The sequence below is a fragment of the Amycolatopsis sp. NPDC004378 genome, from assembly GCF_053602455.1.
Map to the genome: position 1 here is coordinate 630793 of NZ_JBSGDR010000003.1, position 19864 is coordinate 650656.

Consider the following 19864-nt stretch of genomic DNA (forward strand, 5'->3'; position numbering starts at 1 on the left):
GTCCGTGTCCGGCACTGTGAGGGCATGGACGGGGAACGGCTCTTCTGCGACACGGCGCTCGCGGCGCGGATCGAACGCGCCGAAGCCCGGTTGATCACCGAAAGCAGTGACGCCGCACGGGCGCGCCGCGGGGACGCCGTCGGCTTCGCGCGCCCGCTCGCCGGTGGTGTCGCGAGCCTCGCCGAAGCGGACTCGCCGTTCACCAAGATCTGCGGGCTCGGCTTCGACGGCCTCCCGGACGGCCTCGAAGAGATCGAAGCGGCCTTCGCCGAGCTGGGCGCGCCGGTGCGGGTCGAGCTGTGCCAGCTCGCCGACGCGGCGGTCGGCGCGTACCTCACCGGACGCGGGTACCGGCTGGAGTCGTTCGAGAACGTGCTCGGCCGCCGGGTCGGGGACGCCGGCGCCCCCGGCGACGTCCGGATCGCGCGCGAGGACGAGCTGGAGACGTGGCTGGCCGAGGTCGCCGGCGCGTTCGCCGTCGCCGACACCCAGGGCCTGCCTTCGCACGAAGACTTCCCTCGCGAGACAGTCGTCGATGCGATGCGGGACATGGCCGGGGTGCGGCGGTACCTCGTGGAACGCGACGGCGAGTTCGCCGGCGGCGCGAGCTTCCGCGTCACCGACGGGATCGCGCAGTTCACCGGCGCGGCGACCGTGCCCGCGCACCGCCGCCGCGGCGTGCAGACCGCGTTGCTGCGGGCCCGGCTCGCGGCCGCCGCCGAAGCCGGGTGCGACATCGCCGTCGTCACCACGCAGCCGGGGTCGAAGTCGCAGCAGAACGTGCAGCGCCAGGGGTTCGACCTGCTCTACGCGCGGGCGATCCTCGTGAAAGGCGTCTCCTCGACGAGCTCCTCGGGCGCCGAGAGCCGCCAGGCCTCGTAGAGCAGTTCGGCGAGCTCGTCGGCGTCGATCCGGTCGAGGTACACCACGACCCAGCCGAAGCCGCCCGCGGTGAACTGCACCTCGAAGACGTCGGGCCGCTCCGCGACCAGGGCCAGCTGTTCGGAGATCTCCTGCTTGAGCCCGACGGTCCGCGTGCGCGGCCAGAAGTAGCCGAACCGCTTGCCGCGCACGCCGAACGAGGAGTAGTCGCGTGCCTCCGACCGCTGGACCTCCGCCAGCCGGCCGAGCAGCAGTTCGAGTTTCCGGACCGTGACCGTCACCTGTCGCTCCCCCTGTCTCCGGCGACCACCGTAGCGCGCCGGTACCGTGCGGGACATGAGCGATCCGCGTGACGTCGTGGTCAAGCGGGGGCACGCTCCCGGCGCGACCGCCGCCGAGGCCGCGGGGCTGCGCTGGCTGGCCGCGGCGGGCGCGGTCCCGGTGCCGGTGGTCCGCAGCGCCGACGACGAGCGGCTGGTCCTCGACCGGGTGCCGTCCGGTCGCCCGTCGGCCGCCGCGGCCGAGCGGTTCGGCCGCGGGCTGGCCCGGCTGCACGCGGCCGGCGCGCCGGCGTTCGGCTCGCCACCTCCGGGCGGTCCCGCCGACGCGTGGATCGGCCTGGCACCGATGGCGAACGTCCCCGGGGACGACTGGGCCACCTGGTACGCGTCGCGGCGCGTGCTGCCGTACGTCCGGCTCGCGGTGGACGCCGGGACGTTCGGCAGCACGGAAGCGACCCTGTTCGAACGTGCCTGCGACCGGATCCCGGCGTCGGCCGAACCCCCGGCGCGGCTGCACGGCGACCTGTGGAACGGCAACGTCCTGTGGGACGGCCGGGACGCGTGGCTGATCGACCCGGCCGCCCACGGCGGGCACCGCGAGACGGACCTGGCGATGCTGCAGCTGTTCGGCTGCCCGCACCTCGACCGCGTCATCGCCGCCTACGACGAGACCGCGCCGTTGGCGGCCGGCCGGCGCGACCGGATCGGCCTGCACCAGCTGTTCCCGCTGCTGGTGCACACCGTCCTGTTCGGACAGTCGTACGCCGGGCAGGCGGTCGCGGCGGCGCGCTCGTTCTAGCAGTGCTGGAGCATCGACTCCAGGGCCGTCTTCTCCGGCACGGTGATCGTCAGGCCGTAGTTGCTCTTGACCACGATCCAGTCCGTGGCGTAGGTGCACCAGTACGAGACGAGCGGCGGTTTCCACTGGTCCGGGGCCTTGTCGCTCTTCTGCTCGTTGAGGTTGTCGGTGACGGCGTGCAGCTGCGGCCGGACCAGGTCGTTGGCGAACTGTTCGCGCCGCTCCTGCGTCCACGACTTCGCGCCGCTCACCCAGGCCTGCCCGAGCGGCACCATGTGGTCGATGTCCACATCGGACGCTTTGTGCCACGTCGCGCCGTCGTAGGCGCTGACCCACGTGCCGGACTTCGGGGCGCAGTCGGAGGTGGTGGTGACGTCCTGGCCGTCGCGCTTGAGCACCTGTTCGCGGGTGTCGCAGGCGCCGTCGACCTTGTCCCAGTGGGGGAACTTGTCGCGGCTGTAGCCGTCCATGGTGCCGCGCACGGCGACCGTCAGCTTGGCCAGTTCGGCCCGCGCCTCGGTGGGCGCGACCGGCGGCGCGGCGGCCGTACCGGTCGGCCGGGCGCCGGCCGCCGGCCCGTCGGGCACCTTGCAGCCGGTGAGGGAGGCCCCCGCGAGGGCGGCCAGCAGGACGAGCGCTCGGGTGCGCGGCATCGTGAACCCCTTTCACGTCCACCGGGAGATGCCCAGCCGACGCCGCGGGGAAACGGTGCAGGCGGTGTACTTGGCGCGAAAGTTACGAGCCGTGGAAGACCTGTGCGACGAACACGGCGGCCACGATCCCGGCGGCGACGAGCAGCGTCAGCACGACGACCAGCCCCCACGGCACCAGCCGGATCGGCCGCTGCCGCGGGAAGACCGCCGACCCCGGCCGCCGCTGGAGCGGAATGCGCGGGCCGGGCTCGTCGTCGGCGCTCGGCGCGGGCTGTTCGGCCGGCACCGGAACGACGGCGGGCAGCTCGGGCAGCCGGGAGAGCGCGGGAAGCCGGGCGGGGAAGCCGTCGGCGAGCAGCGCCGCGCGCGGTGGCGCGAGGTGGGCGAGCGAGAGGGCGTAGCAGGCATCGAGGACGTCGTCGGCCGACCAGACGGTCCGCCACCGGTTGTGCTGCCCGATGATCCGCCGCAACCCCCGCGAGTCGGCGAGCACGACGGCCACGCCGGGCACGGACCCGGGGTGTGCCGGGACTTCGAGCACGCCCTGGTCCACGGCGTGCGGCTGCGCCGACCCGGCGGCCACCTCGCCCGGCTCGCGCACGTCGGCCGAACCCGGCCCCGTGCCTGACGGGATGACCGCGGCCTGCGGCCCACCGGCCGACGGAACGACCGCGACCAGGCCGGTCACGTACTGCCCGCCGTCGTGCGCGGCCAACGCGCCCTTCGTGGCCTCCACCGCCGCACCAGCACGCTCGCCCGGGCCCGCCGACCGTCCCTCCCCCGGCTCGTGGGCCGCGATGACCACCACGCCGAACCGGGTGAACACCAAGGCGTCGACGAACCGGGGGCCGAGGCGGCTCGGGACCGTGATGCCCGCCAGGGCCAGGCCCGTCAGGTGGTCGGGCCCCGGGCCCCACGACCGCAGCAGCGCCACGACGTGCTCGGCCGCGGCGGGCAGCCGTGATTCTTCGCCGGTGCGCTGGCTGGCCACGAGCACCCGGGTCACCCCTCCCGAAGACAACCGTCCCTCGTTCGACGGTAAGAGCCGGACCGGCCGTCGCCCCAGCAGCCGAACGAGTGGTCGAACGCCACCGTGCGTAGCCGGGGCATCCTGGACCCCGCAGCCGCACACCGACGAAGGAGCCGCCGATGGTCTCAGCCGCCTACCAGGGCGCCGCGCTCGAAGTCGACCGGTCGTTCTACCGGCGCCTCGCCGAGGACGACGGCCGCGAGCTCGTCGAGGCGTTCGAGATCCCGATCCGCTCCGGCCGCGCGTGGCGGGTGCCGCGAGGTCACCTGTGCCGCCTGCGCACCGTCGACGGCCCGCAGGTCGGCGACCTCAACCTCTGGAACGCCGACGACCCGCGCGAACGCTTCTGGGCCTCGCGCACCCGCCAGCTGCAGCGCGCCCACGTCAGCACGTTCGACCGGCTCTGGTCGACGCTCCCGTTCCTGCGCCCGCTCGCCACGATCACCGCCGACACGCTCGAGGACTACGGCGAGGACAGCGAGGGCGGCCGCGTCCACGACCTGCTCGGCACCCGCTGCGACCCGTACGTCAACCGGCTGCTCACCGGCGAGGACTTCGACTTCCACTGCCACTCGAACCTGGTCCGCGCGGTCGCGCCGTTCGGGCTCACCGAATTCGACGTGCACGACGTCCTGAACGTCTTCCAGTGCACCGGGCTCACCGAAGACGACCGGTACTTCATGAAGGCCTGCCCCGCCCGCCCGGGCGACCACTTCGAGTTCTTCGCCGAGATCGACCTGCTGTGCGCCCTCTCCACGTGCCCCGGCGGCGACCTGTCCGTCCCGCTCTGGGGACCGGACGCCCGCGACCCGGTCGACGTGTGCCACCCGATCGGCGTCGACGTCGTCAAACCGCGTCCTGAGCTGCTGAAGGACTGGCGCCCGCCGGAGCGCGCGGCCTACCGCGGGCTGCACGGCACCCGGCTGCCCGACTGGGCCGGCCTACCCGATCGGACGGGTCGGGCGGGGGAACCGGCGAGGTAGCCTGGGCGGGAAGTCATCGTCGACGTCGGGAGTGTCTTCGTGGTCCTCACTCGCCGGCCCTCGCCCGCCCGGGTGGCCGGCGAAGACGCGTGGCCGGCCACCTCGCTGGCCCAGCCCGCCGCGCTCTACAGCGCCGCGATGACCCCACCCGGTCCCGAAGGTCTCACGATCGCCAAGTTCCACGCCCCCGAGATCATGTTCGGCGAGGGCGCGCTCGCGGAGGCCGGGCACGTCGCCGCCCGCCTCGGCGCCCGGCGGCCGATGCTGGTCACCGACGCCGGGCTGCTCGCGACGCCGTGGGTGGAGGAGCTGCTCGGCCACCTGCGGGCCGAAGGCCTGACGCCGACGGTGTGGGCGGGGCTGACGCCCAACCCGAAGGACCACGAGATCCGCGCCGGGCACGAGCGCTACCTCGAAGCCGGCTGCGACGTCATCATGGGCCTCGGCGGTGGCTCGGTGATCGACGCCGGCAAGGGCGTCGCGCTGCTGGCGGCCAACGGCGGCGACATCCTGGACTTCGAAGGCGTCGACCGCAGCCGCCAGCCAATCCCGCCGATGGTGATGATCCCGTCGACCGCGGGCACCGGCGCCGACGTCTCGCAGTTCTGCATCGTCACCGACACCGCGCAGAACACCAAGATCACGATCATCGGCCGCACGCTGGTCCCGGACGTCTCGGTGACCGACCCGCGGCTGCTCACCACGATGCCGGACTGGCTGGCCGCGGCGACCGGGCTGGACGCGCTGACGCACGGCATCGAGGCGTTCGTGTCGCGGGCGCACAACCCGCTGACCGACCACCACGCGCTCAACTCGATCGCCCTGGTCGACGGGAACCTCGTCGGCAGCATCGACCGGCCGGCCGAGCGCTCGCCGCGGGTGCTGATGGCCCAGGCCAGCCTGGAGGCCGGGCTGGCGTTCACCAACGCGATCCTCGGCGCCGCGCACGCGATGAGCCACCAGGTCGGCGGCCTGCTCGACCTGCCGCACGGCGTGATCAACGGGGTGCTGCTCCCGCACGTCGTCCGGTTCAACGCGCGCGCCAACCCGGAGCGGTACGTGCCGATCGCCCGCGCCCTCGGCTGCGTGCCGGAGGGAGCGCCGCCGGAGGAGGCCGGGCCCGCCGTCGCCGACCGCGTGCGGGCGCTGGCCGACGACGTCGGCGTGCCGAAGGGGCTGGGCGAGCTCGGTGTGACCGTCGCCCACGTTCCGGTGCTGGCGCGGAACACGCTGCACGACGCGTGTCTCGCGACGAACCCGCGCGACGCCGACGTGGCGGAGATCGAAGAGCTGTTCCGGGCGGCCCTGTGACCCGCGCCCCGCTCGACGACCACGACCGCCCCGGCTACCTCGCCGAGCTGACCGGCGTCCGGTCCGGGAAGCGGTCGTTCTACCCCGCGTACGTGACGTCGATCGAGCGCCTCGAGGGCGTGATCCACGCGCTGGACCGGATTTCCCGGACCCTGGTGCGGACCGTGGAGCAGCAGGACGACCTGCTGCGCGCGACCGTCCGGACCGCGGCCGAGCACGTCGACGCGGAGTACGCCCTGTTCGCCGTCGCCGACTCGGTGCTGCCCGAAGCCGAGCCGCGGTGCACGATCATCGGGCCGGGCGGCCGCCAGCTGTCCACTGTGGACCCGATGCCCGGGTACGTGCGGGCCTGCCTCACCCGGATGCTCGGCGGGGCACTGGACTTCTCCGAAGCCGGCGACCAGCCGGGCCGGCACCTGCGGGTGCCGGTGACGCTGGAGTGCGAAGTCGTCGGCGGGCTGCTGCTGTGGGCCCCGCACGGGCGCCGGATCGACGCGACCGACGAGGCCGTGCTGCGGATCCTGGCGAGCCAAAGCGTGGTGGCCCTGCACAACTCGTCGCTGCACCGGCGCAGCGCCCGCGCCCAGCAGGAGCTGCTCGCGGCCCGCCAGCGCGAGGTGATCGACTCGGAACGGCACCGGATCGCCCGCGAGCTGCACGACAGCGTCACGCAGTCGGTGCTCTCGGCCGGCATGCAGATCGAGCTCTGCCGGGCGGACGCCGCGGGCGAGACGGCCGAGCGGCTGACCGTGGCCAAGGACCTCACCCGCGGCGCGGTCGACCAGCTGCGGTCGGTCATCCACGCGCTCAGCCACGACCGCGAGGGCGCGCACGCCAGCCTGCCCGAGCTGCTGGAGCAGCTGACGAAGGTGCACCTGCCGACGGAGCTGGCGGTCGAGCTGCGGATCGGCGGCAAGCCGGCGGACCTGCCCGCCGCGGCCGAGCACTCGCTGTTCCGGATCTGCGGCGAGGCGCTGTTCAACAGCGCGGTCCACGGCCACGCCCGCCGCGCGCTGATCCGGCTGAGCTACCGCGCGGACGAGGTGGTGCTGGCGGTGTCCGACGACGGCAGCGGCGAGCCGGAGGTGCTGCGCCGGGTGCTGCGCGTCGCGGGCGGCCACGACCTCGACGGCGCGCACCGCGGCCTGGCCAACATGGACGCCCGCGCCCGCGAGCTGGGCGGCACGTTCTCCGTGCGGCGGTCGCGGATCGGCGGGGTCAAGATCGTGGTGGGGGTGCCCCTTGGCTGAGCCGATCACGATCGTCCTGGTCGACGACCACGCCATCCTCCGCCAGGGCCTGCGTTCGGTCCTGGAGCGCGACCCGCTGTTCCGGATCGTGGGCGAGGCTTCGACCGCGGCGGAGGCCCGGACGGTGATCGCCGCCCGCCGGCCGGCGGTGGTCCTGCTGGACCTCAAGCTGTCGACCTCGTCGGACTCCGAGGGCCTGGCGCTGTGCGGCTCGCTGACTTCGCAGTACCCGTCCCTGGCGGTCCTGGTGCTGACGACGTTCCTGGAAGACCACCTGGTGATCGAGGCGGTCCACGCGGGTGCGCGGGGCTACGTGGTCAAGGACGTCGACACGACGGCTTTGGCGAACGCGATCAAGGCGGTTTCGCGCGGGGACACGGCGTTCGACTCGCGCAGCGTGTCTTCGGTGGTGCGGACGTTGTCGAGCCGCACCCAGCCGGACACCCAGCGGCTGACCGGCCGGGAGCTGACAGTGCTGAAGCTGCTGGCGCAGGGGTTGTCGAACCAGGCCATCGGGGCGGAGTTGTTCATTTCGCCCACCACGGCCAAGTTCCACGTCGGCAACATCATGCGGAAGCTCGAGGTGGGCAGCCGCGCGGAGGCCGTGTACGCGGCCTCGAAGCGGGCGTTGATCTAAGCCACGTCGAGAACCAGCCAGCCGCCGTGGTGTTCGAAGACCGTGAACGGCACCCCCGACGCCCGCCCCCACGCCTGCAGGGCCCCGAAGCCGAAGCACCGGACGTGCCCGAACGCCGGGTTCGGCGTCGCCTCGAACGGGACCGCCACCACCACTCGCCGCCGGGCGACGCGCAGCATCTCCCCGAGCACGGCAGTTCCGTGCTCCGGTGACACGTGCTCCAGCAGGTGGATCGCCGTCACCGTGTCGACACTGCCCGACGCCAGCGGCACGGCCGCCGCGTCGGAGGCCAGGGTCGGCAACGGCGTGCCGAACCAGGAAGCGACCCGCGTCAGCAGGCCCATCGTGCCCGGCGAGATGTCCGACGCGATCGGCCTCAGGCCGCGGGAGACCATCTGCAGCGGCAGGAACCCGAAGCAGGACCCCAGATCCAGCACCGAACGGCCCCGCACCAGCTCCAGCGCCCGCGCGTGCACCGGCGCGAACGACGCGATCGCGCCCGTCGGCGCCGGGCGGCGCAGCGCGGCCAGGGTGTTGGCGTAGAACACCGTCCAGGCCAGCAGCGGGTCGTGGACGGTCGTGCGCACCACGCCCGTGAAGATGTCTTCGAAGTGCGGCGCCAGGAAGCCGAGTTCGGCCGCGAGGTGCCCGGCCAGGTCGTCGTCCAGCTCGTCGCCGCGGTAGCGGTGCGAGACCAGCGTCCGCTGCCCCAGGGAGTACACCCGGAAGTGCGACGTCACGCGCGTGGGCACCAGCCGCGCGGTCAGGGCGTTCGGCACGGCGACGCCGTCCTCGTGGCAGACCAGCAGTTCGCCGCGTTCCCACCAGCCGCGGTGGCCTGGCGCCAGGGGGTCCAGGATCGCGGTCACCGGCCGGTCCTCGCCGAGGCCAGGTCGGTCGCCGCACTGTCCAAACCGGACAGATCGCGGACGACCCGCACGCGGTCGCAGAACTCCGCGTACGCCGGCAGGTCGCACGGTCCGAGCCCCCACGAGTAGCGCGGTTCCTGCGTGAGCCAGATCGTCTCGCGCGCCCGGCGGGTCAGCTCCTCGAACGCGGGCAGGTTCGGGTCGTTGCCGTTGCCGCGCCCGTCGCCGAGCACCAGGACCGTCGTGCGGCGGGTGACCGACGCGCCGTGCTCGCCGAGGAACGTGCCGAACACCCGGCCGTAGTCGGAGTTCGCGTCGATGTCGAGGACGTCGCCGCCGAAGACCCGGCCGAGGGCCTCTTCGGCGTAGTACCGCCCGAACAGCCCGGTGATCTCCGCGAGGTCCGCGACGAACGCGAAAGTGCGCACCTGCCCGAACATCCCCTGCAGCCGGTGCACGAGGTGCAGCGTGAACCGCGCGGTCGCCCGCACCGACAGGCTGACGTCCGCCAGCACCACCAGCCGCGGCTTGTCCTCGGCCTTCGCGACCGTCACCGGCCGGAACGGGACGCCGTCGTAGCGCAGGTTCCGCCGCATCGTCCGGGCCGAGTCGAGGCGCCCCCGCGCGTGCTCGCGCTTCCGGTGCGTCGGGGCGCCGCGCAGGCTGTGCACCAGCCGTCGCACGGCGGCTTCGAGCTGGTCCTGCTCCCGGCCGTCCAGCTCCCCCACGGGCGCGACGCGGCGGCCCTCCACCGTGTGCTGCAACGAGATCAGGTATTCGAGGTGCCGCTTCAGCGCCTCCGGCAGCCCGGCGAGCCGGGCCCGGATCGCCGTCGCGTCGTCCTCGTCGCCGCCCGGGTCGGCCGCGTCGTCGAGCCAGCCCAGCAAGGCGTCCTGCTCGGCCAGGCTCAGCTCGGTGTCCAGCTTCGTGCCCGGCGCCGTGCTCACCGCCCCGGGGTCGGCGCCGTGCGTCCGGTCGACGTCGAGCCGGACGGAGTTGGAGTCCTCCAGGGAGCCGACGTCCTGCTGGGAGAACACGATCTCGTCGGTCGTGTCGTTGTCGAGGACGATCGGGTTCAGCTCCGGGTGCGGGCTGTAGCGCTCGACGAGCTTCGAGCGGTCGAACAGGTCGCCGACCTCGGCGTCCGGGCTCTCCATGTCCGCCCGCGGCGGCCGCTGGCCCAGCTCCTCGGCGAGGGTGAATTCCTCGAGGTCGCGGGCCCGCCGTCGCGACGGCTCGCCGGAGAACCGGACGAAGGCGAAGAAGGCGGCGAAGAGCTCGTCGAACCGGTCGTCGTCGCGGTGGTCCTTGACCAGCGACGTCCGCAGCGCCTCGCGCAGCAGCGCGCGGTCGGCCAGGATCCCCGGCGCGGCCGCCCCGGCGAGGGCGTCCAGCGTCTCCGACACCGAGATCCGGACGCCGGCCGCCCGCAGCAGCCGCGCGAAGTGGTGGACGGTCGCTTCCATCACGCCCGCCGGTGCCGGCCGAGGTTCGCCGTGAACGACCGCGCCCCCTGGCTCGTGCTGACCTGCCGCACGCGGCCGTTCTCGTCCCCGGGAGCCGGTTGCTGCTTCTCGCCGTAGTACCCGGGCCCGTGCCGCCCCGGCCGGTCACGCTCGCCGCGCACGGCCGCACCTTCGTTCTCGGCCGTGACGTGCTCCCCCGCGACGAGCTTCGGCAGCGCGGCCGCCGCCCGCTCGACGTCCTTCTCGTACTTGGCCACCACGGAAATCGTGTCTTCGAGCAGGCCGGGCTCGAGTTCGGTGGCGCCGAGGACGGCCAGCGTCCGGGCCCAGTCGATCGTCTCGGAGATGCTCGGCGGCTTCCGCAGGCCCAGGCCGCGCAGCCCGCGCACGACGTCGACGAGGTGCCCGGCGAGCGCGTCGGGCAGCCCGGTCTTCTTCGACCGGATGATGTCCAGCTCGCGCGCCGCCGACGGGTAGTCCAGGAACAGGTGCAGGCACCGCCGTTTCAGCGCCGCCGAGAGGTCCCGCGTGTTGTTCGAGGTCAGCACGACGAAGGGCGGGTGCGCCGCGGTGAACGTGCCCAGCTCGGGCACCGACACCTGCTGCTCGGCGAGCATCTCCAGCAGCACCGCTTCGAGGGCTTCGTCGGCCCGGTCGACCTCGTCGACCAGCAGCACCACCGGCTCCGGCGAACGCACGGCCGCCAGCAGCGGCCGCGCGGCGAGGAACCGCTCGGAAAAGAAGACGCTGTCCTGCGCGCTGATCCGGTCGACCGCCTCGCGCAGGTCGGCCGCGTCCTCGACGATCGCGCCGATCTTCTCCCGCAGCAGCTGCGTGTAGAGCATCTGCTTGCCGTAGTCCCAGTCGTAGAGGGCCTTGGTCTCGTCCTGGCCCTCGTAGCACTGCAGGCGCAGCAGCCGCCGTCCGGTGGCGGCCGCGAGGGACTTGGCCAGCTCGGTCTTGCCGACGCCGGCGGGCCCTTCGAGCAGCACCGGCTTGCCCAGCTCGGCCTGCAGGAACACGGTGGTGGCCAGCCGGCGGTCGGTGAGGTAGCCGACCTCGGCCAGCCGCGCGGCGACGTCGTCGACCGAAGCGAAACTCGTCACGGGGGTCCCTTCGGAGGCGGGGCCCGCGGGTGCCGGGGCACCCGCGGGCCGCGGTTCAGGAGAGGAAGTCGTCCAGGTCGCCGTTGAAGCAGTGGTCGACGACCGGGCGGACCGTCTCGAACGTCGTCTCCTTCGGGTTCCCGGGCGTGCAGGAGTCGCCGAGGATGTGGTTCGACACGCGGTCGACGTCGTGGTCGTCGCCCTTGATCACCGCGGCCTGCTCGTAGACCTTCGTCGGGCCCGTGCCGAGCCGGTTCTTCGGGTGGGTGTCCTGCTTGACGTCGGTGAACTTCTCCGGGATGCCGACGTCGCGCAGCAGCCGGACCGCGGCCGCGACCGCCGCGTCGGCCGCCTTGACCTCGGTCATGCCGGTGGTGTCGACGCCCAGCGCCTCGGCCAGCTTCGCGTAGCGCTGGTAGGCCACGGGCAGGTTCCACGCCCACACCCGCGGCAGCGCGATGGCGTTGTTCAGGCCGTGGTGGGTGTCGTAGAACGCGCTGACGGCGTGCGAAACCGAGTGGATCACGCCGAGACCACCGGAGTTGAACGCCTGCCCGGCGGTGTACTGGGCGTACATCATGCCTTCGCGGGCTTCGAGGTTGTCGCCGTGCCAGGTCGCGGTGCGCAGGTGCCGGCCGACCAGCTCGGCCGAGTACAGCGCGTTGCCGAGCGAGGGGATGAAGTTCAGCCGGGAGACGTACGGTTCGGACGCGTGGGCGAGCACGTCGAAACCGCACTGGGCGGTGAAGTGCGACGGGCAGTCGTAGTAGAGCACCGGGTCGTCCACCGCGAGGGTGACGACGGACGCGTCGTCGAAGGCGACGTATTTGTGCGGATTCTCCGGATCGGTCGTGGTGTCGGTGATGACGTAGGCCCACGACGTCTCGGACCCCGTACCCGCCGTAGTGGAGACGGCGATGTGCGGCGGGTTCTTGGTGTTCTCGCTCTTGTTGAAGCCTTCGAACTCGTTGATGTTCCGCCCGTCGTGCGCGACCGAGATGCGCGCGCCCTTGCAGGCGTCGTGCGAGGAGCCGCCGCCGATGGAGACGAAGCCGTCGCAGTCGTGCTCCTGGTACAACGCGACGGAGTCCATCACGTTGTAGTCCTTCGGGTTGGACTCGACCTGGTCGTAGAGCACCGGGTCGAGGCCGTGGTACTTGAGCGACTCGAAGATCTTGTGCACGATGCCGGTGCCGCGCAGGCCCGACGTCATCACGAGCGGCCGCCGCATGCCCATCTTCAGGGCCTCCGGGCCGATCATCTCGTGCGCGCCCGGGCCGAGCAGCGCCCGCGGCATCGGGTGGAACTCCTTGAGCGGGAACGGCTTGATCAGTTCGTCGACCTGCATGGGGTGTCCCTTCCACGATCGGGCTTCACTGCGGGGCCGACGGTATTTCCGTTGTGGCGCAGGGGGAACAGCTCATCCCGGAAACCGTCCGGGTGGGGACGGCGGAACCGTCCGGCCGGAGCGGGCCGCGACCTGCCCGGACGGAGAGGTTCACCCCGCGCCCGGTCCGTGTGATGATGACCCCGGGTACCGGCTCGACGAGGAGTGCGCGTGGACCTGCGGACCGAGATCGCGCAGTCGTGGCGGCGGGCGGAGCTTTCCGGGCTCTCGCCGGCGTCGTCCGTGGACCGGCTGGACGTCGCCGACGTCGACAGCCGGAGCCGCTTGCTGCGAGCGGCGTCACCGGTGCTCGACGAGCTGGCCCGGCAGCTGGCCGGCACGCGCTTCTGCGTGGTGCTCGCCGACGACGAGTGCCGGATCGTGGCCCGGCGGTTCAGCGAGCGGTCGGTCGAGCTGGCGCTGGAGAACATCAGCGCGGTGCCGGGCTGCCAGTTCCTGGAGGAGCGGACCGGGACGAACTCCCTCGCGACGCCGTTCGAGACCCGCCGCGGCGTCTCGGTCGACGGCGACGAGCACTTCCTCGAGGCCATGAAGCAGTTCACCTGCTACGGCCACCCCGTGGTGCACCCGGCGACCCGGCGGCTGGCCGGCGTCCTGGACATCACCGGCCCAGCCGACGACGCGAACCCGCTGCTCGCGCCGTTCCTGCGGCGCGCGGTCGCCGACATCGAACGGCGGCTGCTCGACGGCGCGAAGCTCGCCGAGCAGCAGCTGCTGGCCGCGTTCCAGTCGGTGCAGCACCGGGCGTGCGCGGTCCTGGCGCTCGGCCACGACGTCGTGCTGGCGAACACGGCGGCGACCGAGCTCGTCGACACCGCCGACCACCGCCTGCTGCAGGAGCTGGGCCGGACCCAGCGCGGGCTGCGGCGCATCCAGCTGACCTCCGGCACACCGGTCGAGGTCCGGGTCGAGGCGGTTTCGGCGAACGCCGGGCTGCTGTTCGAGCTGGCGCCGGTGCGGACGACGAGCCCGGTGGTGTCGCGCCCGCGCGGCCGGCGGGCGCGGTTCCCCGCGCAGATCGACGAGCGCCTCCGCGGCGCCGGCCGCGCCCGCCGGCGCGTGCTCATCTCCGGCGAGCCCGGAGCCGGCCGCAGCACGGCGGCCCGCGTCGTCGCCGGCGACGAGCCGGTGCGCGAGTTCGACTGCTCCGACGTCCTGGCCGGCGAAGGCGAGTGGTGCGCCCGGGTGGAGGCGGCGTGCGACGGGTCCGGGTTGATCGTGATCGACGGCATCCAGCTGCTCCCCCCGCTCGCGGCGGTCCGCCTGGCCCGGCTCCTGGACACGACGACGGCGTGGTTCGCGCTGCTCAGCGGCCCCTCGGCGGAGCTGGGCGGCGAGCAGGCCACCCTGGCCGCACGCGTGCACCGGCGCATCGAGCTGCCGCCGCTGCGCGAGCGCCGCGACGAGATCCCGGCGATCGCCCGCGAGCTCCTGCGCGGCTTCGGCGACTCCCTGCGCCTGACCCCGGGCGCGCTGGAGCTGCTGGGCTCCCAGCAGTGGCCGGGCAACCTGCGCGAGCTGGCCGGGGTCCTGGCGGGCGCGGCCGACCGCCGCTCCGCGGGCGACCTCACGGCCTCGGACATCGCCCCGGGCTGCGTGGAGACGGCCCCGGGTGCCGCGCTGAGCGGCTGGGAGCAGGCGGAGTACGACGTGATCGTCCGGACGCTGCGGGCGTGCGACGGCAACAAGGTGCGCGCGGCCAAGCAGCTGGGCATCAGCCGCTCCACGCTCTACAACCGCATGCGGGCGCTGCGGGTCCGCTGAGTCGTGCCGGTGTCCGGGATTCGGACACTCCGTCAGACGGCCCCCTCGACACAATCGAGGCACGAAGGGTGCACCGCCGCACGTGGAGGAGAGGGCCGTGAAGACCAAGGCAGCCGTACTGTTCGATGCCGGTAAGCCGTTCGAAATCATGGAGCTGGACCTCGACGGCCCGGGTCCCGGCGAGGTGCTGATCAAGTACACCGCCGCCGGGTTGTGCCACTCGGACCTGCACCTGATCGACAACGACCTGGTGCCGCGCTTCCCGATCATCGGGGGCCACGAAGGGGCCGGCATCATCGAAGAGGTCGGGCCCGGCGTCACCAAGGTGGCTCCCGGCGACCACGTCGTCTGCAGCTTCATCCCCAACTGCGGCAGCTGCCGCTACTGCTCGACCGGGCGCCAGAACCTGTGCGACCTGGGCGCCACCATCCTCGAGGGCCACATGCCCGACGGCACGTTCCGCTTCCACGGCGGCGGCCAGGACTTCGGCGCCATGTGCATGCTCGGCACGTTCTCCGAGCGCGCCACGATCTCGCAGCACTCCGTCGTCAAGGTCGACGACTGGCTGCCGCTGGAAACGGCCGTGCTGGTCGGCTGCGGCGTGCCCACCGGGTGGGCCACCGCGAACTACGCCGGTGGCGTCCGGGCCGGGGACACCACGGTCGTCTACGGCATCGGCGGCATCGGCATCAACGCCGTGCAGGGCGCCGCGCACGCCGGCGCGAAGTACGTCGTCGCCGTCGATCCGGTCGAGTTCAAGCGGGAGGCCGCGCTCAAGTTCGGCGCCACCCACGCCTTCGCCTCCGCCGCCGAAGCCGCCGAGAAGGTCAACGAGCTGACCTGGGGCCAGCTGGCCGACCAGGCCCTGATCACCGTCGGGACCGTGGACGAAGACGTGGTCAGCGCGGCCTTCGACGTCGTCGGCAAGGGCGGCACGGTCGTCGTCACCGGGCTCGCCAACCCGGAGAAGCTCACCGTGCACGTCTCCGGCGGTGTCCTGACGCTGTTCGAGAAGACGATCAAGGGCACGCTCTTCGGGTCGGCCAACCCGCAGTACGACATCGTCCGGCTGCTGCGGCTCTACGACGCCGGCAAGCTCAAGCTCGACGAGCTGGTGACCCGCAAGTACACCCTCGAGCAGGTCAACGAGGGCTACCAGGACCTGCGCGACGGCAAGAACATCCGCGGCGTGATCGTCCACGCCTGAGCCGGTCCACCGGGAGTCCACAGTGGACCTCGACCGGGCGTACCGGCTGAACCCGGGGCGGCCCGAGCCCCTCGGCCACCAGTGCGAACGCCGGGAGGAGTGCCTGCTCGGCAGCCCGCACGTCGTCCGGGTCGTGCGCGCCCTGGCGATGCACGCCACGGTCCGCGACGCGCTCGACGCCGCGGAGCTGGGCGAGGCCTGCCGGGCCCGGATGGTCGCCGCCCTCGATCACCTCGCCGCCGCCGGGGTGATCGTGGCGGACCCGTGACGCGGAAGGCCCACCGGGCGGTGGCCTTCCGCGCTACGGCCGGGGCGCGTTGCGCAGGTTCGTGCGCGCCAGGTCGACCATCTTGCCGACCCCGCCGTTGAGCACCGTCTTCGTGGCGCCGAGGGCGAACCCGCGCACCATCTCGCCGGTGATCCGCGGCGGGATCGACAGCGCGTTCGGGTCGGTGACGACCTCGACGACCGCCGGGCCGGGGTGGGCGAACGCCTTCTGCAGCGCGCCGCGGACGTCGGCGGGGTCCTCGACGCGTTCCGCGAAGATCCCGCACGCGGCGGCGATCGCGGCGAAGTTCACCGGCGGGTGGTCGGTGCCGAAGGCCGGGAGGCCGTCGACGAGCATCTCCAGCTTCACCATGCCCAGCGTCGCGTTGTTGAACACGACGACCTTCACTCCGGCGTCGTAGACCGGCAGCGTCAGCAGGTCGCCCATCAGCATCGCGAGCCCGCCGTCGCCGGACAGGGACACCACCTGGCGGCCCGGCTGGGCGAGCTGCGCGCCGATCGCGTGCGGCAGCGCGTTCGCCATGCTGCCGTGCCGGAACGAGCCGAGCACGCGGCGGCGGCCGTTCGGGGTCAGGTAGCGCGCGGCCCAGACGTTGCCCATGCCGGTGTCGACGGTGAACACGGCGTCGTCGGCGGCGACCTCGTCGAGCACCGAGGCGACGTACTCCGGGTGGATCGGCCGCCGGTGCTCGATCTTCGTCGTGTACGCGCCGACGACCTTTTCCAGCTTCCGCACGTGCTCGCGCAGCATCCGGCCGAGGTACGCGCGGTCGGTGCGCGGGCGCAGCAGCGGGAGCACCGCGCGGAGCGTCTCCTTCACGTCACCGTGCACCGCCAGTTCCAGCGGGGTGCGCCGGCCGAGCCGGGACGCGTCGTGGTCGATCTGGATCGTGCGCGCCTGCGGGAGGAAGTTGTCGTACGGGAAGTCCGTGCCCAGCAACACGATCCGGTCGGCTTCGTGCATCGCGTCGTAGCAGGCGCCGTAGCCGAGCAGGCCGCTCATGCCGACGTCGAACGGGTTGTCGTACTGGATCCACTCCTTGCCGCCGAGCGAGTGCCCGACCGGCGCGGCCAGCTTGTCGGCGACGGCCAGCACCTCGTCGTGCGCGCCGCGGACGCCCGCGCCGGCGAACACCATCACCTTCTCGCCCGAGTTCAGCAGGTCGGCCAGCTCCTGGACGGTCTCCGGCGAAGGCACGGCGGGCGACGGCGTGACGAGCGGCAGGCGCTCGGTCAGCGGGCCGGTTGCCTTGCGGTCGGCGAGGTCGCCGGGGATGGTCAGCACCGCGACGCCGCCCTTGCCGACGGCGGCCTGGGTCGCGATCCGCAGCAGCCGGGGCAGCTGCTCGGGCTGCGAGACCATCTCGCTGTAGTGGCTGCACTCGGTGAAGAGCCGCTCCGGGTGGGTCTCCTGGAAGAAGCCGGTGCCGATCTGGTTGGACGGGATGTGCGACGCGATGGCCAGCACGGGCGCGCCCGACCGGTGCGCGTCGAACAGGCCGTTGATCAGGTGCAGGTTGCCCGGCCCGCAGCTGCCCGCGCACACCGCGAGCTTCCCGGTGACCTGGGCTTCGGCCGCCGCGGCGAAGGCAGCGGTCTCCTCGTGGCGGACGTGCACCCACTCGATGCCGTCGGTGCGGCGGACCGCGTCGACGATCGGGTTGAGGCTGTCGCCCACGATGCCGTAGATGCGCTCGACGCCCGCGTCCCGCAGGGTCCTGACCAGCTGTTCTGCCACGGTTGCCATACCTCCAGGGTGACGCCTGCCGACCGATGCGTCCAATGCCTGATGGGCTGAACATCCATACACTGGACGCATGGACGTGCAGACGCTGCGGCTGTTCCGGGCGGTCGCCGAGGGCGCGACCGTCACGGAGACGGCCGCGCGCGGGCACCTCACCCAGCCGGCGCTCTCCCGCGCCCTGCGGCGGCTCGAGCACGACGCGGGTGCCGAGCTGTTCCGCCGGTCGGGGCGCGGGCTGAAGCTGACCCCGGCCGGGCACGCCTTCAAGCGCCACGTCGACGTCGTGCTCGACCAGCTGGACCTCGGCCTGCGCGAGGTCGGCGAGATCGTCGACCCGGGCACGGGCGTCGTCCCGCTGGCGTTCCTGCACACGTTCGGGACGTGGCTGGTGCCGTCGGTCCTGAGCGGCTTCCTGCGCGAGTACCCGGGCGCGCGGTTCGAACTGCGGCAGCACGGCGAAGAGGGGCTCGAAGCGGAACTGCTCGAAGGCACCGCGGACGTCGTCCTCACCAGCGGCGACCGCGGGCACCCGCAGCTGGAGTGGGCGCGGCTGCTCGTCGAGCCGCTGCGGCTGGCGGTCCCGCCGCGGCACCGGCTGGCCCGGCGCCGGCGCGTCCGCCTCGCCGACGTCGCGGACGAGACGTTCATCCTCCTCCGAACGGGTTACGCGTTGCGCGAGACGACCGAGCGGCTCTGCGCCGAAGCCGGGTTCAGCCCGCGCATCGGCTTCGAGGGCGACGAAGTCGAGACGCTGCGCGGGCTCGTCACCGCCGGGTTGGGCGTGTCCCTGCTGCCCCTGCCGCGCTCGGCCGCGTTTCCCGCACCGCACCTCGAACTGACCGATGTGGACGCTGCCCGCGACATCGGGCTCGCCTGGGCGGCCGGGCGGACTCTTCCGCCGTTGAGCGAAAGCTTCCGCCGGCACGTGCTCGACGTCGTGCCCGACCGTCCACAGGGGACAGTGCCGGAAATGTGAGAATCGCCTTACGACCACGCATCGTGACCGAGGGTGTGCGAGGCTGGGGACATGGCCGCGCTGAGATCCTTCCTGACGTCCTGGACCTCCGTCACCCCCGTGCTCGGCGTGGTCGTGCTCGCGCTCGCCTGGGGCCGCGACCTCGGCCCGGTCTTCGTCGCGCTCGTGGCCGTCGCGCTCGGTGCGACCGTGCTGGCCGCGGTGCACCACGCCGAGGTCGTCGCGCACCGCGTCGGCGAGCCGTTCGGGTCGCTGGTGCTCGCGGTGGCGGTCACCGTCATCGAGGTCGCGCTGATCGTCACGATGATGGTCTCCGGCGGCCCCGAGGCCGGGTCGCTGGCGCGCGACACCGTGTTCGCGGCGGTGATGATCACGACCAACGGCATCGTCGGCATCGCGCTGCTCGTCGGCGCGCGCCGCTACGGCGTCACCCTCTTCAACTCCGAGGGCAGCGGCGCCGCGCTCGCCACCGTCGCGACCCTGGCGACGCTCAGCCTCGTGCTGCCGTCGTTCACGTCGAGCACGCCCGGCCCGGCCTTTTCCCCGGCGCAGCTGACCTTCGCGGCCGTCGCCTCCCTGGCGCTGTACGGGACGTTCGTGCTGACGCAGACCGTGCGCCACCGCGACTTCTTCCTCCCGGTGGCGGCCGACGGCGAGGTCAAGGAGGACGACCACGCCGAGCCGCCGTCCAACCGGGCCGCGCTGGGCAGCCTCGCGCTGCTGCTGGTCGCCCTGGTCGCCGTCGTCGGGCTGGCGAAGGTGGAGTCCCCGGCGATCGAGGCGGGGGTGCGCGCGGCCGGGTTCCCGCAGTCGTTCGTCGGCGTCGTGATCGCGTTGCTCGTCCTGCTCCCGGAGACCCTCGCCGCGACGCGCGCGGCCCAGCGCGACCGGATGCAGATCAGCCTCAACCTCGCCTACGGCTCGGCGATCGCCAGCATCGGCCTGACGATCCCGGCGATCGCGCTGGCGTCGATCTGGCTCCCGACCGAGCTCCTGCTCGGCCTCGGCCCGACCCAGATCGTCCTGCTGGCCCTGACGGTCGTGGTCAGCGTCCTGACGGTCGTCCCCGGCCGCGCAACCCGCCTGCAGGGCGGCGTCCACCTGGTCCTGCTGGCCGGCTTCCTGGTCTTGGCGGTAAACCCCTGACCCCGTGATGCCCCTCCAATCACGCGTGATGCCCCTCCAATCACGGCCGATGCCCCGCTGATCA

Annotated in this window: 19 protein-coding genes; 11 read left to right on the forward strand and 8 right to left on the reverse strand. The window is 72.9% G+C overall.

From position 1 onward, the window contains the following. Nucleotides 1-24: 24 nt before the first annotated feature. Nucleotides 25-882: a GNAT family N-acetyltransferase gene (locus ACWEN0_RS14540; RefSeq protein WP_451973122.1), complete on the forward strand. Its 858-nt coding sequence runs from the start codon at nucleotides 25-27 to the stop codon at nucleotides 880-882. Here the strand turns inward: ACWEN0_RS14540 and ACWEN0_RS14545 are convergent. Further along, entirely contained in the window at nucleotides 807-1163 is a 357-nt protein-coding gene (locus ACWEN0_RS14545) for an MmcQ/YjbR family DNA-binding protein (protein WP_451973124.1), read from the reverse strand. The two genes, ACWEN0_RS14540 and ACWEN0_RS14545, sit on opposite strands and share 76 nt — an antisense overlap. Before the next feature lie 55 nt (nucleotides 1164-1218). Between ACWEN0_RS14545 and ACWEN0_RS14550 the strand changes: the two genes are divergently transcribed. Beyond that, nucleotides 1219-1962 carry a fructosamine kinase family protein gene (locus tag ACWEN0_RS14550; protein ID WP_451973126.1) on the forward strand — a complete coding sequence of 248 codons (744 nt, stop codon included), beginning with the start codon at nucleotides 1219-1221 and terminating at the stop codon, nucleotides 1960-1962. On the opposite strand, the gene ACWEN0_RS14555 is transcribed toward ACWEN0_RS14550, so the two are convergent. Together ACWEN0_RS14555 and ACWEN0_RS14560 are read right to left on the reverse strand one after the other, a co-directional pair. Beyond that, nucleotides 1959-2615 (reverse strand): HNH endonuclease family protein, encoded by a 657-nt coding sequence (locus ACWEN0_RS14555; protein WP_451973128.1) that lies wholly within the window; start codon nucleotides 2613-2615, stop codon nucleotides 1959-1961. The two genes, ACWEN0_RS14550 and ACWEN0_RS14555, sit on opposite strands and share 4 nt — an antisense overlap. Nucleotides 2616-2697: 82 nt before the next feature. Next, nucleotides 2698-3621 (reverse strand): hypothetical protein, encoded by a 924-nt coding sequence (locus ACWEN0_RS14560; protein ID WP_451973130.1) that lies wholly within the window; start codon nucleotides 3619-3621, stop codon nucleotides 2698-2700. Nucleotides 3622-3764: 143 nt separating this feature from the next. Here ACWEN0_RS14560 and ACWEN0_RS14565 point away from each other — a divergent pair, with 143 nt between their 5' ends. The 4 genes from ACWEN0_RS14565 to ACWEN0_RS14580 are packed head-to-tail and all read left to right on the forward strand — an operon-like array spanning nucleotide 3765 to nucleotide 7826. Further along, complete coding sequence (locus tag ACWEN0_RS14565) at nucleotides 3765-4628, forward strand: urea carboxylase-associated family protein (RefSeq protein ID WP_451973132.1); 864 nt, start codon at nucleotides 3765-3767, stop codon at nucleotides 4626-4628. A 39-nt stretch (nucleotides 4629-4667) separates the two neighbouring features. Then, nucleotides 4668-5939, forward strand: coding sequence for an iron-containing alcohol dehydrogenase (locus ACWEN0_RS14570; RefSeq protein WP_451973134.1), 1272 nt, complete (start codon nucleotides 4668-4670; stop codon nucleotides 5937-5939). Further along, complete coding sequence (locus ACWEN0_RS14575) at nucleotides 5936-7189, forward strand: sensor histidine kinase (protein WP_451973136.1); 1254 nt, start codon at nucleotides 5936-5938, stop codon at nucleotides 7187-7189. The genes ACWEN0_RS14570 and ACWEN0_RS14575 overlap by 4 nt, the downstream gene beginning before the upstream one ends. Beyond that, nucleotides 7182-7826: a MadR family response regulator transcription factor gene (locus ACWEN0_RS14580; RefSeq protein ID WP_451973138.1), complete on the forward strand. Its 645-nt coding sequence runs from the start codon at nucleotides 7182-7184 to the stop codon at nucleotides 7824-7826. The genes ACWEN0_RS14575 and ACWEN0_RS14580 overlap by 8 nt, the downstream gene beginning before the upstream one ends. On the opposite strand, the gene mftM is transcribed toward ACWEN0_RS14580, so the two are convergent. From mftM to mdo, 4 genes are read right to left on the reverse strand one after another with little or no spacing between them, the layout of a single operon-like run. Next, the gene (gene mftM, locus ACWEN0_RS14585; protein WP_451973140.1) at nucleotides 7823-8695 is read right to left on the reverse strand and encodes a mycofactocin oligosaccharide methyltransferase MftM; all 873 of its coding nucleotides are present in this window, start codon (nucleotides 8693-8695) and stop codon (nucleotides 7823-7825) included. The two genes, ACWEN0_RS14580 and mftM, sit on opposite strands and share 4 nt — an antisense overlap. Continuing rightward, nucleotides 8692-10161 carry a VWA domain-containing protein gene (locus ACWEN0_RS14590; RefSeq protein ID WP_451973142.1) on the reverse strand — a complete coding sequence of 490 codons (1470 nt, stop codon included), beginning with the start codon at nucleotides 10159-10161 and terminating at the stop codon, nucleotides 8692-8694. Before ACWEN0_RS14590 ends, mftM begins: the two co-directional genes overlap by 4 nt. Further along, the gene (locus ACWEN0_RS14595; RefSeq protein ID WP_451973144.1) at nucleotides 10161-11267 is read right to left on the reverse strand and encodes an AAA family ATPase; all 1107 of its coding nucleotides are present in this window, start codon (nucleotides 11265-11267) and stop codon (nucleotides 10161-10163) included. Before ACWEN0_RS14595 ends, ACWEN0_RS14590 begins: the two co-directional genes overlap by 1 nt. 55 nt (nucleotides 11268-11322) lie before the next feature. Next, nucleotides 11323-12615, reverse strand: coding sequence for an NDMA-dependent methanol dehydrogenase (gene mdo / locus ACWEN0_RS14600; RefSeq protein WP_451973146.1), 1293 nt, complete (start codon nucleotides 12613-12615; stop codon nucleotides 11323-11325). Between the two features lie 210 nt (nucleotides 12616-12825). Here mdo and ACWEN0_RS14605 point away from each other — a divergent pair, with 210 nt between their 5' ends. From ACWEN0_RS14605 to mftB, 3 genes are all read left to right on the forward strand, one after another. Continuing rightward, nucleotides 12826-14439 (forward strand): sigma-54-dependent Fis family transcriptional regulator, encoded by a 1614-nt coding sequence (locus ACWEN0_RS14605; RefSeq protein WP_451973148.1) that lies wholly within the window; start codon nucleotides 12826-12828, stop codon nucleotides 14437-14439. A 97-nt stretch (nucleotides 14440-14536) separates the two neighbouring features. After that, complete coding sequence (locus tag ACWEN0_RS14610) at nucleotides 14537-15646, forward strand: NDMA-dependent alcohol dehydrogenase (protein ID WP_451973150.1); 1110 nt, start codon at nucleotides 14537-14539, stop codon at nucleotides 15644-15646. A gap of 22 nt (nucleotides 15647-15668) precedes the next feature. Continuing rightward, nucleotides 15669-15914, forward strand: a complete 246-nt coding sequence (gene mftB / locus ACWEN0_RS14615; protein WP_451973152.1) for a mycofactocin biosynthesis chaperone MftB — start codon at nucleotides 15669-15671, stop codon at nucleotides 15912-15914. Between the two features lie 33 nt (nucleotides 15915-15947). On the opposite strand, the gene ACWEN0_RS14620 is transcribed toward mftB, so the two are convergent. Beyond that, entirely contained in the window at nucleotides 15948-17681 is a 1734-nt protein-coding gene (locus ACWEN0_RS14620) for a pyruvate dehydrogenase (RefSeq protein ID WP_451973154.1), read from the reverse strand. A 70-nt stretch (nucleotides 17682-17751) separates the two neighbouring features. Here ACWEN0_RS14620 and ACWEN0_RS14625 point away from each other — a divergent pair, with 70 nt between their 5' ends. Continuing rightward, nucleotides 17752-18654 carry a LysR family transcriptional regulator gene (locus ACWEN0_RS14625; RefSeq protein ID WP_451973156.1) on the forward strand — a complete coding sequence of 301 codons (903 nt, stop codon included), beginning with the start codon at nucleotides 17752-17754 and terminating at the stop codon, nucleotides 18652-18654. Between the two features lie 51 nt (nucleotides 18655-18705). After that, nucleotides 18706-19800 (forward strand): calcium:proton antiporter, encoded by a 1095-nt coding sequence (locus tag ACWEN0_RS14630; protein WP_451973158.1) that lies wholly within the window; start codon nucleotides 18706-18708, stop codon nucleotides 19798-19800. Nucleotides 19801-19864 lie beyond the last annotated feature (64 nt).

What these genes read in the sequence shown, in the direction of transcription:
- ACWEN0_RS14540 (WP_451973122.1), top strand. Translation starts at nt 25, where the DNA reads ATGGACGGGGAACGGCTCTTCTGCGACACGGCGCTCGCGGCGCGGATC.
- ACWEN0_RS14550 (WP_451973126.1), top strand. Translation starts at nt 1,219, where the DNA reads ATGAGCGATCCGCGTGACGTCGTGGTCAAGCGGGGGCACGCTCCCGGC.
- ACWEN0_RS14555 (WP_451973128.1), bottom strand. Translation starts at nt 2,615, where the DNA reads ATGCCGCGCACCCGAGCGCTCGTCCTGCTGGCCGCCCTCGCGGGGGCC.
- ACWEN0_RS14565 (WP_451973132.1), top strand. Translation starts at nt 3,765, where the DNA reads ATGGTCTCAGCCGCCTACCAGGGCGCCGCGCTCGAAGTCGACCGGTCG.
- ACWEN0_RS14590 (WP_451973142.1), bottom strand. Translation starts at nt 10,161, where the DNA reads ATGGAAGCGACCGTCCACCACTTCGCGCGGCTGCTGCGGGCGGCCGGC.
- mdo (WP_451973146.1), bottom strand. Translation starts at nt 12,615, where the DNA reads ATGCAGGTCGACGAACTGATCAAGCCGTTCCCGCTCAAGGAGTTCCAC.
- ACWEN0_RS14620 (WP_451973154.1), bottom strand. Translation starts at nt 17,681, where the DNA reads ATGGCAACCGTGGCAGAACAGCTGGTCAGGACCCTGCGGGACGCGGGC.
- ACWEN0_RS14625 (WP_451973156.1), top strand. Translation starts at nt 17,752, where the DNA reads ATGGACGTGCAGACGCTGCGGCTGTTCCGGGCGGTCGCCGAGGGCGCG.
- ACWEN0_RS14630 (WP_451973158.1), top strand. Translation starts at nt 18,706, where the DNA reads ATGGCCGCGCTGAGATCCTTCCTGACGTCCTGGACCTCCGTCACCCCC.